We start from the raw sequence: 15243 nt of genomic DNA, 5'->3' as shown, positions 1-15243 counted from the left end.
GAGCGAGGATGATGAAGACGTTTCGTTGGGGGCGCTCCTCGGAGCTGATCGAAGCCGGCATCGTCACCCCGGACCATCTGCGCGCCGTGAACTTGCCTGACGTCGAGTTCGCCTCCAAGACCCTGACCGAGGCGGAGGGCGAAGGCCGGCTCGAATACCTCCGTACGCCGGACGTGCGCGCGATCGTCGCCAACTGCGCTTTCCATCACGATAAGCGCTATGAAATGACCGATGAAGGATTGGTTCGGTTCCACTTCGGCTACGATGTTTCGATTCTTGCCCGCGTGGAGGGGAGATTCCTTCAGGATGTGCTGGATCATCCCGCAGGACTTCTCATCGCGGACCCTGACACGGTCGTGGCTGAGACCGTGCCTGCAGGAAGACGGCAAACCTTCGTAACGATTGCTTGCCACCCCGAGTGGATCGAGAGAACATTCGGCGTAAAATTAACCGATCACTTGGACTACGAGGCGGATTTGTCGATCGCGCCAGCTTGCCATTATCCGCTGCGATACGATGGCGACGCGCGCCGGCTCACCGCTGAGATGCTCGAGACCCGTATCGTCAGCAGCCTAAAGCCGGCATTTCTGGCAGCCAAGGCGCAGGAAATACTCGCTTTTGCGCTCTCTTCCATGATCAAGAGCGGCACCGATCGCGCCTATAAGCACACCGATCGCGATCTCGCAGCGGTGCGTGCCGCGCATGACCTTCTCCTTGATGCGCCGATGGCGGCGCATGATCTCAGAGCCGTCAGCCGAGCGGTTGGAATCAACAGAACCAAGTTGTCCTACGGCTTCCAGCGCCTCTACGGCCTGTCCATGAGCCAGTTCGTGACCATCCATCGGCTCGAGGAGGCGAGACGTCTTTTGCTCGAGACGGACATGACGATCTCGCAGATCGCACTCGCGGTCGGATATGAGCACGCATGCAACTTTTCAACGCGGTTCAAGGCGCAGTTCGAATGTTCGCCCCGCGCGTTTCGCGCGAGCAACAGACAATAATCCCTTTCGAACAAGCTCGAATGTAGCTCTCGCGCCGATGTCTCTTCCGCCGGCCATCGCGGCCGGCTGCGGCGACGCGCGACGTCAATCGGCGGCGACGAAGCGGAACAAGGCGAGGCCGCGAACCGTGCGTAAGATGGGGATCCCTCCCCTCACAGGCTCATCAGGAAGGCCGGGAGGAGCTCCCGCTCGCTGGTGATGTCGAGCTTGTCATAGATGCGCAGCTTGTGATTCTTGACGCCGCCGATCGAGAGGTCGAGCTGGCGCGCGATCGATGCGTTGTGGTGGCCTTCGAGCGACAGTTGGACGATCTGCTTCTGCCGTTCGGTCAGGCCGTAGAGCCGCGCCAGCCGGTCGAGGCGGCTGCGGAAATCGTGCTGCTCCTTGCGCAAAACGAAGATGTGGGCGTCGCGCAGAATGGCTTCGCCCCCTCGCAGTCGAGGCGGAACAGGCACCATCCGCCGTTCGCCGGCACCACGTGCCGGCCCGCCTCCTTGGCCGGCAGGGCATCGCGGTCGAAGGCCTGGCGGGCGGCCTCCGACCAGCCGTCCGATTGAAAGAGGCGCCCGCCGTCGCCGGTCAGGATCAGAATCTCGGCGCTGCGATCGCCGGAGAAGCCTGCGGTGCGGGCGACCTGCTTTTCGATCGAACGCAGCACGTGCTGGCGGTGCATTTCGAGCAGGATGTCGAGGATCTCCGACGCCAGCCGGAGCTCCTGTTCGCAGAAGGTCTCGCGGTGCCGGTCGAGGCAGAGTGCGAGGAAGCTGCGCTCGCTCAGCGGCAGGAGCAGCGCGAGCTCGTCGACGATGCCGAGATCGACGTCGAGATAGCGGGCGTAGGTGCGGTCGATCGGACCGTCCTCGCAGAGATTTCGCAGGCTGATGGCCCGGTGGCGATCGCCCGCCATTGGCGTGCGCGACAGGGGGTCGAGGTGCCAGAGCTTGTTCGTGTAGGCGGACTTGGCCCGCGGCGCCATGCCGGATTCGGCGATGATGGTCGGCTTCGCGGCGAACTCGTAGCGGGCCATGATCCAGAAGTCGCACGGGATCAGCGGCGCGACCGCATCGATGACGGTTTCGTAGAAATCCTCACGGCCGATGCGGGACAGCACCCGCGCCATGTCCCTGCCGAAGCCGACCGGTAGATCGTGACAAAGCCCCTGCCGTTGCATCGACCGCCTGTTCCTGTGCTGTGCGCCGGCAGCGAAGCAGAAAATGTGCCAGCGAAGCCCTTCGGGCGCGCCGCACCGGTGACTGCGGTCACTATGGAAGCGGCGCCCGATCGAGACTTATAGAACGGACATAAATTGCGGTGGTAGTCGCCCCGCTCCAAGAGGGAATGGTCGCATGTCCGGGTCTCGCGTCTTCCACACTCCGTCCCCAAGCCGACGCGACGTCCTGCGTTTCGGCGCTCAGGCGGCCATGTTCGCGACGATCGCTTCGCAGGTCGATTTCTCGAAGCCCGCTTATGCCGGCGAGACAAAGCTGACCGGCCCGCTCAACGTGCTGGCCTGGGCGGGATACGACGATCCCGAGCTGATGCGCGGCTTCACCGAGCTCACCGGCGTCCAGCTCAACATCAAGGAAGCCGAGAGCAACGGGGCCCAGTTGAGCCTCGTGCAGGCCGGCACGACCAAGTTCGACGTCATCAACCCGGATGCGGTCTGGACCTCGAAGTTCGCCGCCGCCGGGCTGACGCTGCCGATCGATACCGCGAAGCTTCCCTCGCTGGAGGAAACCCTCCCCGCCTTCCGCAACCGGCCCGAGACCATGGTGGACGGCAAGGTCTACGGCATCCCGACGCGCTTCGGGGTGAACGGGTTCGTCTACTGGCCGGATAAGATTTCCGCGGCCGCCGCCTCCGACGCCGAACTCGCCTGGGATCCCTCCCTCAAGGGACGCGTCGAGATCATCGACTGGCCCGAGCTCTATCTGTGGATGACGGGCAAGTGGATCGGCCAGCCGAAGCCCGAGGAGGCGACCGGCGAGGCGCTCCAGAAGATCCTCGACAAGATGATCGCCTTCCGCCCCAACATGCGGGCGCTCCAATCCGACATGGGCACCGTCAAGTCCGACCTCACGAACCGCGAGGCGTGGATGGTGTGGGGCTCGTCGAGCGACAACGTGCGCACGACGGCGCGGCTCAACGGTGCCGACGTCGAGCTGTCCATCCCCAAGCAAGGCGGCGCCATGTGGATGGAGACGCTCCAGATCGTGCGGGGCACCGAACACCTCGCCTCCGCGCTCGCCTACATCAACTACATGACGAGCGCCAAGGCGATGAAGCAGATGGCCTGGGGCGCGGACAAGTTCGCCGTCACCAACGCCAAGGTGAAGGACCTCCTCACCCCCGAGCAGGTCAAGGCCCTCGGCCTCGACAAGATGGAAGAGTGGGTCGCCAATTGCCAGATGAGCCTCGCGCCCGTCGACGAGAATGCCTGGGCCGACGCCTGGCAAACCTTCAAGATGGGCTGAGGCGCTCCGCCATGCATATCCGTGTGATCGTTCCCGTTCTCGATTCCAAGGAACTCGTCGGCAAGGCGGAGGCGGAGTACCGCTCCTTCGCCGGCGAGGGCGTGGAGATTTCCGCCGTTCCGCTGAAGCGCGGCACGGCCTCCATCGAGGCGGAGTTCGATTCCGCCCTCGCGGCCCCCGAGGTCATGCGCCTCGCCCGCGAGGCGGAGGCGGATGGCGTCGACGCCTGCACCATCGCCTGCTTCACCGATCCGGGCCTGTCGGGCGCGCGCGAGCTGGTATCGATCCCGATCGTCGGCGAGGGCGAAGCCTCGCTCCATATGGCGGCGATGCTGTCGGGCCGGTTCACCGTCTTCATCACGGAGACGCCGCTGTTTCCGCTGATCCGTCGGGTGGTGGCGCGCTACGGGCTGGAGCGCAATCTCGCCTCCGTCCGCGCCGCCGGGGCGAGCGTGCTCGCCCTCGACGAAAGCTGTCTCGACCACATCATCGCCGAGAGCATCGACGCGGTGGAGCGCGACGGGGCGGAAGCCTTCGTCATGGGCTGCACCGGCACCGGCTTCGACATGGCGCTCGCGGTCGAGGAGGCATTGGCCCGCCATTTCGGCGTGTTCATCCCCGTCATCGACCCCGGAAAGGTCGCGCTGCATTTCGCCCGTGCCATGGTCGCGACCGGGCTGAAGCCCTCGAAGCGTGCCTATCCGACGCCGGCCTTCGCGCGCGGCGAATACGCGTTCGCCTGATGACGGCGCCGCTCGGGCCGCCGCGGCGGCGATCGTTCCTGACGTCGATCCTGCCGACTGCGGGCCTCATGCCGCTCGTGCTCTGGCAGGTCGTCTTCTTCGTCGTGCCGGTGGTGCTGATCTTCGGATTGAGCGTCTGGCGCAGCAAGAACTATCGCCTGATCCCGGATTTCACCTTCGACAATTATGTCGCGATCTTGGCCCGGCCGGCGATCTGGCGGGCACTCCTCCTCTCGGTGGAGACGGCGGCGTTCGTCACGGTCGCCTGCGCCATCCTCGCTTATCCCGTCGCCTACCTGATCGCGAAGAAGGCGGGGCCCTGGCGCGGCCTGCTGCTCGTCGCCGTCATCGCGCCGTTCTGGGTCAGCATCGTGATGCGCGTCGCGGCCTGGCGGCTGCTGCTCGGCGAGCACGGCGTCATCAATCAGGCGATCATGGCGCTCGGTCTCACCGGCGAGCCCCTGGGCTTCCTGCTCTATTCGCCGATTTCGACGGCGATCGGGCTGATCTACGCCTACCTGCCGCTCTACGTGCTGCCGCTCTATGCCGCGATCACCAACATCCACGATTCCTGGATCGACGCGGCGATGGACCTCAACGCCAGCCCGACCCGGACCTTTTTCGAGGTGATCCTGCCGCTCTCCGCCCCGGGTCTGGTGGTCGGCGCCGTGTTCTGCTTCGTGTTCGGTCTCGGCGAGTTTGTCACCCCGGCCCTGCTCGGCGGCGGCAAGCAACTGATGTTCTCGCAGGTGATCCAGGACGAGTTCCAGCGCCGGCTCGATTGGCCGAGCGGCGCCGCCATGGCCGTGATCCTGCTCGTGCTCGTCTTCGCCGCCCTGGCGCTGTCGATGAAGTGGATCCGCCGCGCGAGTGGAGAGGTCGGCTCATGACGCGTCCCTCTCTGGGCTGGGCGCTGCCGGCCTATGCCGTGCTGCTCTACGCCTTCCTCTATCTGCCGATCGGCGTGATCCTTCTGTTCGCGTTCGATGCCAAGGCGATCCCGGGCCTGCCCCTCAGCGAATTCACGACGGCGTGGTTCGCCGCGAGCCTCGGCGACGATCGCTTGGTCGGCTCGCTGTTGACGAGCCTGCGCCTCGCCTCCATCGCGGCGCTGCTCTCGACGGCACTCGCCATGCCGGCGGCGATGGTGCTCGCCTGGCGGCCGATGCGGATGAAGTCGCTCGTGCTCTGCCTGGTGCTCGGCCCGGTGGTGCTGCCGCAGCTCGTCCTCGGGCTCGGCCTCACGGTGCTGTTCCGCGTCGCCCCGGATCTCGTCGGGCAGCCGGCGATCGTGCTCGCCCACACCACCATGACCTCGAGCTACGCGACGCTGATGCTCTATTCCCGGTTTCTGGGCTTCCGGCGGAGCTACATCGAGGCGGCGATGAATCTCGGGGCCAACGAGTTCGTCACCTTCCGCGAGGTCATCCTGCCCCTGGTCGCGCCGGCGCTCGTCGCGGTGCTCATGCTCGCCTTCACGGACGCGTTCGGCGAATTCGTCGTCGCCTGGTTCCTGGCGGGCTTCACGGAGACGCTGCCCATCGCGATCTGGACGTCGATGCGGCAGGTCATTTCCCCGAAGATTTATGCGCTTTCAGCCTTGGTGATCCTGGTGACGCTGACGATCAGCGTGTCCGCCCAGATCTGGATCCTCGGCCAGAGCCGCCGCGAAAGCGAGCAGTGACCGATGACGGACCCCACGCCCAACGCCGTCGAGCTCCGCGCCGTGAGCAAGATCTACGGCGCGTCGACCGCGGTTCGCGACATCAGCATGGAGATCCCGCGCGGCGCCTTCGTCACGATCCTCGGCCCCTCGGGCTGCGGGTTGAAGATCGCCAAGCACTCCGACGTTCCCGGGATGCACTCGATCCTCGGCAGCAACGATTATGACTTGTCGATCGACGGCACCTTCAAGCAGGGCAGCCCCCTCGTCATCAAGGGAACGACGCCGCAGGCACCGGGCGTCGAGATGACGATTTCTCTCAATCCGATTTAGGCGAGAGCGCAGACCCGCGTCCCCCGACCCGACCGGGCCGCCTTTCGACGGCCGGCCCGGTCCCGGAAGCGTCCCCCGAACGGCGACGACATCGCGCCGCCGCGCATGAGCGGATGCGCGTGGCGTGGCGCTTGACGGAATCCTGAACGTCGTTTACTGAACGCGTATATCAATTGCGTTCCGTAAACGTCGCTCCATGCCGCGCCCTGCCCTCACGCCTGACGAACTGACCGAAATGCGCGAGCGGATTCTGCGCGAGACCGCGAGGATCGTTGCATCGGACGGGTATGCGGCCTTGTCGATGCGCCGCCTCGCGGAGGGACTCGGCCTGACCGCCGGGGCGCTCTATCGGTATTTCCCGACGAAGCAACACGTGCTCAACGCCTCTTGGTCCGCCGCACTCGACGAGTTGAACCTGCGGTTCACCGAGGCGGACCGGCCAGGCCGGGAGCCGATCCCGGTCCTCCGCGACATTTGCCTCGCCTACGCCCGCTTCGCTCTCGCCGATCGCGATCGCTTCCGGCTGATGTTCCTCGAGAACGATTTGGGGAACATGGACGAGTTCGGCCAGCGGAGCGAGACCTTCGCGAACTACCGGCAGGTGGTCGCCTTGGTTCAGGCCGCGCTGGACGCCGGCGCGATCACGGCGCCATCCGCGGTCGCGGCCACCCATGTGCTGTGGGGATCCGTGCACGGCGTGCTGACCCTCATGATCGCCGTCAAGGAACTCGATTTCGGCGACGCCGAACAGCTTTGCGCCTTCGCCTTCGAGACCGCGCTGCGCGGGCTCGGCGGCACGTCTCTCTCTGACGCAGTACCCGAAGCCGGCTGACGTTTCCGCGCTCCCGGCCCGGCGTCCTTCCGCCGAGCCCCATCGCATAACCCCCCTCCCAACGCAGGACGCAAATACGATGCGGTTCTCTCGGCGCGCCTTGTCGGGCGCCTGGATGCTCATTCGTTCCGCAGGCCCGACCCGCGGCCGGGACCTCACGCCGGGCGCGGAGAAATCTCGGGGCGGGAAGACCCTCGCCGTGGCGCTGATCGTCGTCTGCGCGGGGCTCAGCGGATGCGCCAGCACGCCGCTCGCGCCGAGCGACGATCTCGCGGGCGAACAGGGGCTGGTCCAGAAGAACGGATTGCGCGCCAAGATGCTGGTGCGCGTCGACAAGAAGGCGGTCGAGGGGGCGAAGACGGTGCGCATCGAGCCCGTCACCATCGCCACGAACGCCAGCAAGAAGCCGTTGAACGACAAGGACAGGCGCCTCCTCGAGAACGCCATCGGCCGGCGCATCTGCGACGGCCTCGCCCAAGGCTATCAGGTGGTGACGGCGACGAGCCCGGCCGATCTCACCGTCGACGCCGAGATCACCTATGTCGGCACGACCGAAGGCGCCGCGGCGGCGGCCTCCAAGGCGGTGTCGATCGCGACCTCGGCGTTGACGCCGGTGCCGCTGGTGCCGCGGCTCCCGATCGGCCTCGGCGGCCTCGAGGTGCAGGCGGCAGCGCGCGATCCCGCGGGCAAGCGCGTCGCCGTCCTCGTCTGGTCGCGGGGTGCCGACATGTTCACGACCGGCGGACGCATGTCGGACGTCGGTGACGCCTATGCGCTGTCCGACGATTTCGGCAGCGACTTCACGAAGATGGTGACGACCGGCACCGATCCGGTGTCGGCCGGCGTGAAGCTGCCGACCCTCATCGGCCACAAGTCGTCGCCGGTCTGCGACCAATATGGCCAGCGCAACGACATCGCGAACTTCGTCGGCGATCAGTTGGGCCTGCCCCCGGACTGGACCGACCAAGGCGGCAATGCCGGGGCCGGCACCACGTCTTCGCCGGCCCCGGCCGCAACGACCGCAGCGGCCCCGAGTGCGGCGGCGAAGTCCCACGGGTGACCATCACCGCCGGCCTGATTTGCCCGGCGGCCTCCTCTCGTGGCGGGGCAGGGCGATCGCATATGGCTCCGGGCCATCCAAACGGCCCCTCTTATGCGGCGCCCCTCCCGCTCTCCATCGTCATTGCCGGCCTTGTGCCGGCAACCCAGGGGCGGCAAACGCAGGGCGCGCGGCCCCTGGGTCCCCGGCACAAGGCCGGGGATGACTACGGAAAGGACGTGCGTGCTCTCCTCAGGACAGCCGCCCTCACATGCGATTGCCCTGCGTGGCGAGGGGAGCGCTCGAGGCCTCACCGGGTCACACTTTTTCGATTTCGTTCCGCCGTTTTTTAGCACAAGGGTGCGCGTCCCCGCCTTCGGAACGACTTCAATGCTCTATTTTCACGCGGCCTTCATGATCATCGCGGCCTTCTTCGTGCCGGCCGCCATCAGCTATGCGATCTCGCCACGCAGCGAGCACGCGGGCCGCAAGCGCTTTCATGAAATCGGGATCGCCGTCTTCCTTCAGATCGGCGTCATCTATGCGGTGATGGTGGCGTTCGTCTTCACCAATGTCTGGGACGAGTTCAACAAGGCCGGCAACTCGGTGCACCGGGAGGCGCTCGACCTCCAGAACATGGCCGACCGCGCGGCTTATCTGCCGCCCGAGGCGGCGAATGCGGTGCGCGCCGCGATCGCCCGCTACGCCGAAAGCGAGCTCAACTTCGAATGGCCCTCGATGGCGCGGCGCGAGGCGAGCCCCGAGACGGTCGCCGCCTTCACCCAATTGTTCGCCGCCGTCGCCGCGATTCCGAGCGGCGACAGCCTCACGTACGTGACAAAGAACAACCTCCTCTCGCTGGTGTCCGACGTGCGGGACATGCGCGCGCTCAGGCTTTACCAATTGAGCACCGACGTGCCGCCGTGGCTATGGATGCTCCTGATCGGGTCGGCCGTTCTGCTCGTCCTGTTCGTCATGGTGAGCGCGGTCGGCCACCGTCTGGTCCAGTCGGTCCTCGTCGGGGTCTTTTCCGCCTTTCTCGCCACCATCCTGGTGACGATCCATCTCCTCGACTTCCCGTTCGAGGGCAGTATCCGCATCAATCCGCAGGCGATCGTCTATTCGATCGAGCACCTCAACGACATCCCGATCACGTTGCACAAGCCCTGATCGGCCATTCGGCACGCCCTCCCTTCCGCCCGACGCCGGGCGCGCTATCGTTGCAGCCCGGACGGCGTCGCCGTCCCGTTCGAGGAGCCTCTCCCATGAAGATCACCCGCAGCGGCGCGCAGCCGTCAGGACGCGGACCGGCCGACTGGTTCACCGGCACGGTGCGGATCGATCCCCTGTTCAGCCCGCCCGAGCCGGCTCGCGTCGCCGGCGCCCTCGTCACCTTCGAGCCCGGCGCGCGTACGGCCTGGCACACCCATCCGCTCGGCCAGACGCTGATCGTCACCGCCGGGCTCGGCTGGGCGCAGCGCGAGGGCGGGCCGGTCGAGGAGATCCGGCCCGGCGACGTCGTTTGGTTCCAGCCGGGCGAGAAACATTGGCACGGCGCGACCCGGACGACCGCGATGAGCCACATCGCCATCCAGGAAAAGCTGAACGGCTCGCCCGTCGATTGGCTGGAGCCCGTCAGCGACGCCGAATACGGCGCGTGAGGCCGGGACACCGCCAGGCATTGCCGCCAATCGCGACCGCATCGGCCGCGAGCGCGGCCGATCGCGCCACGCGGCGCTCCGCCCTCCCGTTCACGATGCGGGCTTGCAGACGTTGATGTGGGTGCTCGACATCCACGTCCTCCGCAAGGATCACAAGAGCTTCATTTCCCTAAAAAGGTCATTTCTGGAATAATACTCGAGGCATCACTGATTTCTCAGTGAACCATGAGAACGCCCGTCTGATCGGCCAGGGCGATCTATACTTCGGTATGACTAGCCGCGCGTGCCATTACGACGGAATGCTTCGCTCCGGACGTGATGAGAAGCGGGAGAGAGACCATGGCCGAAACACCTCCCAAGGGCGTCGCCCCCTATGGCGGACCGGCCGGCGGCTGGGGCGCGCTCCATGCCGTCGCCAACGCGGTGCGCAAGGAGATGGGCACGAGCGCCAACACGCGCGCCCTGCTGGAGATGAACCAGCCGAGCGGCTTCGATTGTCCCGGCTGCGCCTGGCCGGACCCGAAGCACACGTCCTCCTTCGAATTCTGCGAGAACGGCGCCAAGGCGGTGACGTGGGAGGCAACCTGGAAGCGGGTGACGCCGGACTTCTTCGCCGCGCACACCGTCTCCGAACTGTGGACATGGTCCGATTATCGGCTGGAGGATGCCGGCCGCTTGACCGAGCCGCTGCGCTACGACGCGGCGACCGACCGGTTCGTTCCGGTCGGCTGGGACGAGGCGCTGAGCGCGATCGCCACGCGGCTCAAGGCCCTCGACCATCCCGATCAGGCCGAGTTCTACACCTCCGGCCGCGCCTCGAACGAGGCGGCCTTCCTGTACCAGCTCGTGGCGCGGGCCTTCGGCACCAACAACTTCCCCGATTGCTCCAACATGTGCCACGAGCCGACCAGCGTCGGCCTGCCGCAATCGATCGGCGTCGGCAAAGGCACGGTGACGCTCGAGGATTTCGACCACGCCGACGCCGTCTTCTGCATCGGCCACAATCCGGGCACCAACCACCCGCGCATGCTGACGACGCTGCGCGAGGTGTCGCTGCGCGGCCGGCCGATCGTCGTGCTCAATCCTCTGCGCGAGCGGGGACTGGAGCGCTTCGCGGCACCGCAGAGCCCGGAGACGATGCTCACGCTGTCGTCGACCCCCCTCGCCTCGGCCTATCATCAGGTGAAGGTCGGCGGCGACGTGGCGGTCCTCAAGGGCATCATGAAGGCGCTGATCCAGGCCGATGCGGATGCCGTGGCGGCCGGCGGCGCCGCGTTGCTCGACCACGCTTTCATCGCCGAGCACACCATCGGCTTCGAGGGGCTCGTCGCCGATCTCGCGACGATTTCATGGGATGATATCGAGGCGCGCTCGGGCCTGCCGCAGCACGCCATCGAGGAGATGGCGCGGACCTATTGGACGGCGGAGCGCGTCATCATCTGCTACGGCATGGGCATCACCCAACACCGGCACGGCACCGAGAACGTTCGCCAGATCGCCAACCTCTTGATGCTGCGCGGCAATATCGGCAAGCCGGGCGCCGGCATCTGCCCGCTGCGCGGCCACAGCAACGTCCAGGGCGACCGGACCGTCGGGATCACCGAGATCCCGGCCGAGGCCTTCCTCGCCCGGCTCGACAAGGCCTTCGGCATCTCGGCACCGCGCAAGCACGGACACAACGCCGTTCACGCGCTGACGGCGATGGCCGAGGGAACCGCGCGGACCTTCATCGGCCTCGGCGGCAATTTCGCGCTCGCCATGCCGGACCCGGAGGTGGCGTTCAAGGCGTTCCGCGGGCTCGATCTCAATGTCCAGATCATCACCAAGCTCAATCGCACGGCGCTGCTCACCGCGCAGCACAGCTATATCCTGCCCTGCCTCGGCCGCACCGAGCGCGATTTCCAGAACGGCGTCCTGCAAGCGGTGACGGTGGAAGACTCGATGTCGATGGTCCACGCCTCGCGCGGCGGGCTCAAGCCGGCGTCGGAGGATCTGCGCTCGGAGGTCGCCATCATCGCCGGGCTCGGCCGCGCTCTGCTTCCCGACAGCGCCATCGATTGGGAGGGCATGACGGCCGACTACGACAGGATCCGCGACAAGATCGAGGAAGTCTTCCCGGACTTCTACGATTTCAACGCCCGCATCCGCACACCGGGGGGCTTCCGGCTCCGGGTCGACGCGTCCGACCGCAAATGGGATACGCCCGACGGAAAGGCGCATTTCCTCGTCTCCTCCGGGATCGGGGAGGACGACGGCCGCGACGACGACACCTTCATCTGCACCACCCTGCGCAGCCACGACCAATACAACACCACGATCTACGGCCTGAACGACCGCTATCGTGGGATCACCGGCCGGCGCGACGTCGTGTTCGTCAATGCGGAGGATCTGGCGGCGCTCGGGCTCAAGGAGGGCAGCAAGGTGGATCTGGTGACACCGACGAACCGGGTCCTCGCCGGCGTCACCGCGGTCGCCTATCCGATCGCCCGGGGCGCGGTCGGCGCCTATTATCCGGAAGCGAACGTGCTGGTCGGCGTCGACGAATACGACCACCTCTCGGGCACGCCCGCCTACAAGTCGATCCCGGTGAAGGTGCGCCGTCACGCGGATGCCGCCGCGTGAGAGCAGACCCAGCGGTCTCCTCGCGCGTCAGACGATGAGGCCGCGCATCGGGGCGACGCCCGCCGATCCCGGCAGGACGAGGGTGCCGAGCCGCTTCGGATCGGCGTCGAGCAGATCGACGGCAATGCCCTTGATGACGGCCCGCAGATCGGTGGTCGCGGCCAGGTCGCGGCCGTCGACGAGTTGGTTCGGCTTGAGGCCCGGCCAATCGGCGATCACCCGGGCGCCCTTCACCGCGCCGCCGGCGAGGAAAGCGACCGTGCCGGTGCCGTGATCGGTGCCGAGCGTCCCGTTGATGCGGGCGGTGCGGCCGAACTCGGTGACGACCAGGATCGCGGTGTCCTTCCAAGCTGGCCCCATCTCCTCCTTGAAGGCGGCGAGCGAGGTATCGAGGCCGCCGAGCAGCTTCGCCAGCCGATCGACCTCCTGGGCGTGGGTATCCCAGCCTTCGAAGGCGAGCGCGGCGATGCGGGGGCCCTCCGGTTCCTTGAGGAGGCGCGCCGCACCGCGGGCCATCTGCTCCATGCCGGCGGGATCGCCCGGACCACCGCGCCCCTTGAGATCGATGCCCTCGGCGATCTTGCCGGTGCGGATCCCCTCGTCGAGGAGCTTGGCGAGGACGGGATCGCTCTCGCCGTAGAGATCGGCGAGGCGCGGCGCCAGATCACCGTCCGCGGGACGCAGCGTCGCCGGCGCCCATCCGAGCACCGGTACGGCACCGCGGATGACCAAGGGCGGCATCGCCCCGACGGCGAGCCCCCGCCCCCGCCCGCCTGCCGTCGGATCGACGCTGTCGCCGGCGGGGAGCCCCGCGATCAGCCGGTTGAGCCAGCCGCTCTCCACGTGGCCAGGCCCGGGATAGCCGGATTCGAGCACGTCCTGCCCGTCGAAATGGGAGCGCTGCCGATAGGGCGTGCAGCAGGCGTGGATCACAGCGACCTCACCCGCCGCGTAGAGCCGCCGCACGTTCGGCATGGCGGGATGGAGGGCGAACAAGCCGTCGAGCGGCAAGGCCGCGCCCGGGCCGTCCCGCCGCAGCGCGATGGTCTCGCGCAGCCCCTCATAATCGGGATCGCCGAGCGGCGGGACCGCCGTCAGTCCGTCGAGCGCCCCGCGCAGAACGATGGTGACGAAGCGCGGGTCGCGGCCGCCCGCCGCCCTCGCGAGACGCGGTATGAACGACCAGGCGAAGAGAGCCCCGGACGCGCCGAGAATGGCGCGACGGCTCGGAGAAAGCGGTTCGCACGACACGGGTCAGCACCTCAGGAATTCGGGGGACAGGAAGGCGATGGAGAGGCCTTGCGGCCGGCTCGACGCCCGCGCGACGGCGTTCGTGGTCGGGGTCGAGGCGAGCGGGCCGAGCCGGTCGGCGAGGAAGGCGCGCGGATCGAGGTCGCCCGGCGCCATGTGAGCAAGGAGGTTCGCCGCATCGATCCGGGTGGCGAGCCCCTCGGCGGACGCCCATGCGTCGCTGACGTCGGGAAAGCCGTTCGGGCCGGACGGATTCCACCACGGCTGGCCGAGCGCCTTGAGCACCGCGAGGATCTGCTCGGGCTTCGGCCGCACCCCGCTCGCTCGCAGCACGCCGGCGAGATAGACGGCGGGAGAGCGCAGCTTGATGAGCCGCGGGTCCCAGGCTTCGTCGGCATTCACGAGCGCGGTGTAGACGGCGGACAGGTCGCCGCGGTTCGCGGTGTAGGCCGCGGCAAGCCGATCGACGAGCGCCGACGGCGGGTTGTCCGCCACGAAATGGCGGGCGAGCTTGAAGGCGAGGTGACGGGCGGTCGCCGGGTGGCGGGCGAGATCGGCAAGCGCCGTCCGCCCCTGCCCCACCCCGTCGTCGGCATAAGTGAGCCCCATCACCGCGTGCTCGCCCGGCTCGTGGGCACCCGCGTTGAAGACGAAGTGGCCTTGCAGCTCGGGCTTCTTGTCGTCGCGGCGCACCGTCCAGCCGGTGATGATGCGGGCGAGCGACGTTACGTCGGCCTGGGAATAGCCGCCGTCGACGCCGAGGGTGTGGAGCTCCAGGATTTCGCGGGCGAGGTTTTCGTTGAGCCCGCGGGTGCCGTCCTTGTTGGCCGGTGACGACGGCCCGATCGATTGCTGGTTGTCGAGGAAGATCAGCATCGCCGGGTGGGTTTCGACGGCGAGCAGTATGTCTTCGAAGCGGCCGAACAGATGCGGCCGGATCGCCTCCCGCTCGAAGGCGCCGGCGAGGATGTGCACGTCGCCGCCCTTGTCGGTCGCGACGGCGAAATGGTTCGCCCAGAACATCGCGAGCCGCTCCCCGAAGCCGATCAGCGGCTCGCGGACCGTGCCGTTGAAGCGGGCGTCCGTCTCGGCGATGAGCACGGTCTGGGGGAAATAAGGCTGCTTCGACAAAGGCGGCGCATCGCTCCGCGCCTGGGGCGGCAGCGCGGCCGCCAGCATGGGAGTCGTGGTGGTCCCGATCATGGAAGCCGTCGGAGCGGCCTTCGGCGGCGCGCCGCCCGCCGCCATCGCCATGTCCCCGCCTTGACGGCCGGCGGCGGCACCGGCGGTCGCGGGCGCCGTCTTGGCCGTCGCGGTCCGCTCGGCGTTCACCGCCATTTCATAGGCCTTGAGCCGGATGAGGAGATCGGCGCTCGAATGGAGCAGCGCGCCCGAGGGGATCGGCACCGCGTGCTCGGCGATCTCTTCGAGGAGAAGGTCGCGGGGATCGTCGCCGAGCGCCGCGAGGGTACCCTCCTTGGCGCCGAGGCCGAACCGCCACAGCGCGATCGCGGCCTCGAGGGTCTTCGCGTCAGGCGCGGGCGGATGCGGCGCGCCGGAATTGGGCGCCGTGGCCGTCGCGGTCGTGGTCTTCGTCGTGGTGGGGTTCGCCATGCCGGCCCGA

15 protein-coding genes are annotated in these 15243 nt (G+C 67.5%); 11 read left to right on the top strand and 4 right to left on the bottom strand.

Translation table 11 applies throughout. The features are described from left to right. The first annotated feature begins 8 nt into the window (after nt 1–8). The gene (locus tag F0357_RS18000; protein WP_208948416.1) at nt 9–1001 is read left to right on the top strand and encodes a helix-turn-helix domain-containing protein; all 993 of its coding nucleotides are present in this window, start codon (nt 9–11) and stop codon (nt 999–1001) included. A 152-nt stretch (nt 1002–1153) separates the two neighbouring features. On the opposite strand, the gene F0357_RS17995 is transcribed toward F0357_RS18000, so the two are convergent. Both F0357_RS17995 and F0357_RS24230 read right to left on the bottom strand, forming a co-directional pair. After that, entirely contained in the window at nt 1154–1393 is a 240-nt protein-coding gene (locus F0357_RS17995; protein WP_208948415.1) for a helix-turn-helix domain-containing protein, read from the bottom strand. Then, nucleotides 1330–2172, bottom strand: coding sequence for a hypothetical protein (locus F0357_RS24230; RefSeq protein WP_208948414.1), 843 nt, complete (start codon nt 2170–2172; stop codon nt 1330–1332). Before F0357_RS24230 ends, F0357_RS17995 begins: the two co-directional genes overlap by 64 nt. Nucleotides 2173–2347: 175 nt before the next feature. On the opposite strand from F0357_RS24230, the gene F0357_RS17990 reads away from it, so the two are divergent. The 10 genes from F0357_RS17990 to F0357_RS17945 all read left to right on the top strand — a co-directional run bounded on the left by F0357_RS17990 (nt 2348) and on the right by F0357_RS17945 (nt 12368). Next, nucleotides 2348–3475 (top strand): ABC transporter substrate-binding protein, encoded by a 1128-nt coding sequence (locus F0357_RS17990; protein ID WP_153485370.1) that lies wholly within the window; start codon nt 2348–2350, stop codon nt 3473–3475. An 11-nt stretch (nt 3476–3486) separates the two neighbouring features. After that, on the top strand, nt 3487–4218 hold the full coding sequence (locus tag F0357_RS17985; RefSeq protein WP_153485367.1) for an aspartate/glutamate racemase family protein: 732 nt from the start codon (nt 3487–3489) through the stop codon (nt 4216–4218). Continuing rightward, on the top strand, nt 4218–5108 hold the full coding sequence (locus F0357_RS17980; RefSeq protein WP_153485365.1) for an ABC transporter permease: 891 nt from the start codon (nt 4218–4220) through the stop codon (nt 5106–5108). The genes F0357_RS17985 and F0357_RS17980 overlap by 1 nt, the downstream gene beginning before the upstream one ends. After that, nucleotides 5105–5902, top strand: a complete 798-nt coding sequence (locus F0357_RS17975; protein ID WP_153485364.1) for an ABC transporter permease — start codon at nt 5105–5107, stop codon at nt 5900–5902. The genes F0357_RS17980 and F0357_RS17975 overlap by 4 nt, the downstream gene beginning before the upstream one ends. A gap of 3 nt (nt 5903–5905) precedes the next feature. Next, complete coding sequence (locus F0357_RS17970) at nt 5906–6214, top strand: hypothetical protein (protein WP_153485362.1); 309 nt, start codon at nt 5906–5908, stop codon at nt 6212–6214. Between the two features lie 235 nt (nt 6215–6449). Next, nucleotides 6450–7046, top strand: a complete 597-nt coding sequence (locus tag F0357_RS17965) for a TetR/AcrR family transcriptional regulator (RefSeq protein ID WP_208948413.1) — start codon at nt 6450–6452, stop codon at nt 7044–7046. 115 nt (nt 7047–7161) lie between these two features. Next, the gene (locus F0357_RS17960) at nt 7162–8106 is read left to right on the top strand and encodes a DUF3313 family protein (protein ID WP_208948412.1); all 945 of its coding nucleotides are present in this window, start codon (nt 7162–7164) and stop codon (nt 8104–8106) included. A gap of 369 nt (nt 8107–8475) precedes the next feature. Beyond that, nucleotides 8476–9255, top strand: a complete 780-nt coding sequence (locus F0357_RS17955) for a bestrophin-like domain (protein ID WP_208948411.1) — start codon at nt 8476–8478, stop codon at nt 9253–9255. A gap of 95 nt (nt 9256–9350) precedes the next feature. Continuing rightward, nucleotides 9351–9746: a (R)-mandelonitrile lyase gene (locus F0357_RS17950; protein WP_153485351.1), complete on the top strand. Its 396-nt coding sequence runs from the start codon at nt 9351–9353 to the stop codon at nt 9744–9746. Nucleotides 9747–10085: 339 nt separating this feature from the next. Then, nucleotides 10086–12368: an FdhF/YdeP family oxidoreductase gene (locus tag F0357_RS17945; protein WP_153485349.1), complete on the top strand. Its 2283-nt coding sequence runs from the start codon at nt 10086–10088 to the stop codon at nt 12366–12368. A 27-nt stretch (nt 12369–12395) separates the two neighbouring features. On the opposite strand, the gene F0357_RS17940 is transcribed toward F0357_RS17945, so the two are convergent. Together F0357_RS17940 and F0357_RS17935 are read right to left on the bottom strand one after the other, a co-directional pair. Continuing rightward, nucleotides 12396–13619 (bottom strand): DUF1501 domain-containing protein, encoded by a 1224-nt coding sequence (locus F0357_RS17940; RefSeq protein ID WP_312861653.1) that lies wholly within the window; start codon nt 13617–13619, stop codon nt 12396–12398. 3 nt (nt 13620–13622) lie between these two features. Further along, complete coding sequence (locus F0357_RS17935; RefSeq protein ID WP_153485339.1) at nt 13623–15233, bottom strand: DUF1800 domain-containing protein; 1611 nt, start codon at nt 15231–15233, stop codon at nt 13623–13625. Nucleotides 15234–15243: the final 10 nt, after the last annotated feature.

It is taken from the genome of Segnochrobactrum spirostomi, from assembly GCF_009600605.1.
Taxonomy (GTDB): domain Bacteria; phylum Pseudomonadota; class Alphaproteobacteria; order Rhizobiales; family Segnochrobactraceae; genus Segnochrobactrum; species Segnochrobactrum spirostomi.
Note: the sequence above shows the minus strand (reverse complement) of the source record. Positions and strands in the feature narration are given on the sequence as shown.

Excerpts from the sequence above, each read along its gene's own strand:
- F0357_RS18000 (WP_208948416.1), top strand. The coding sequence starts at position 9 with ATGATGAAGACGTTTCGTTGGGGGCGCTCCTCGGAGCTGATCGAAGCC.
- F0357_RS24230 (WP_208948414.1), bottom strand. The coding sequence starts at position 2,172 with ATGCAACGGCAGGGGCTTTGTCACGATCTACCGGTCGGCTTCGGCAGG.
- F0357_RS17990 (WP_153485370.1), top strand. The coding sequence starts at position 2,348 with ATGTCCGGGTCTCGCGTCTTCCACACTCCGTCCCCAAGCCGACGCGAC.
- F0357_RS17985 (WP_153485367.1), top strand. The coding sequence starts at position 3,487 with ATGCATATCCGTGTGATCGTTCCCGTTCTCGATTCCAAGGAACTCGTC.
- F0357_RS17980 (WP_153485365.1), top strand. The coding sequence starts at position 4,218 with ATGACGGCGCCGCTCGGGCCGCCGCGGCGGCGATCGTTCCTGACGTCG.
- F0357_RS17975 (WP_153485364.1), top strand. The coding sequence starts at position 5,105 with ATGACGCGTCCCTCTCTGGGCTGGGCGCTGCCGGCCTATGCCGTGCTG.
- F0357_RS17970 (WP_153485362.1), top strand. The coding sequence starts at position 5,906 with ATGACGGACCCCACGCCCAACGCCGTCGAGCTCCGCGCCGTGAGCAAG.
- F0357_RS17965 (WP_208948413.1), top strand. The coding sequence starts at position 6,450 with ATGCGCGAGCGGATTCTGCGCGAGACCGCGAGGATCGTTGCATCGGAC.
- F0357_RS17960 (WP_208948412.1), top strand. The coding sequence starts at position 7,162 with ATGCTCATTCGTTCCGCAGGCCCGACCCGCGGCCGGGACCTCACGCCG.
- F0357_RS17955 (WP_208948411.1), top strand. The coding sequence starts at position 8,476 with ATGCTCTATTTTCACGCGGCCTTCATGATCATCGCGGCCTTCTTCGTG.
- F0357_RS17950 (WP_153485351.1), top strand. The coding sequence starts at position 9,351 with ATGAAGATCACCCGCAGCGGCGCGCAGCCGTCAGGACGCGGACCGGCC.
- F0357_RS17945 (WP_153485349.1), top strand. The coding sequence starts at position 10,086 with ATGGCCGAAACACCTCCCAAGGGCGTCGCCCCCTATGGCGGACCGGCC.
- F0357_RS17935 (WP_153485339.1), bottom strand. The coding sequence starts at position 15,233 with ATGGCGAACCCCACCACGACGAAGACCACGACCGCGACGGCCACGGCG.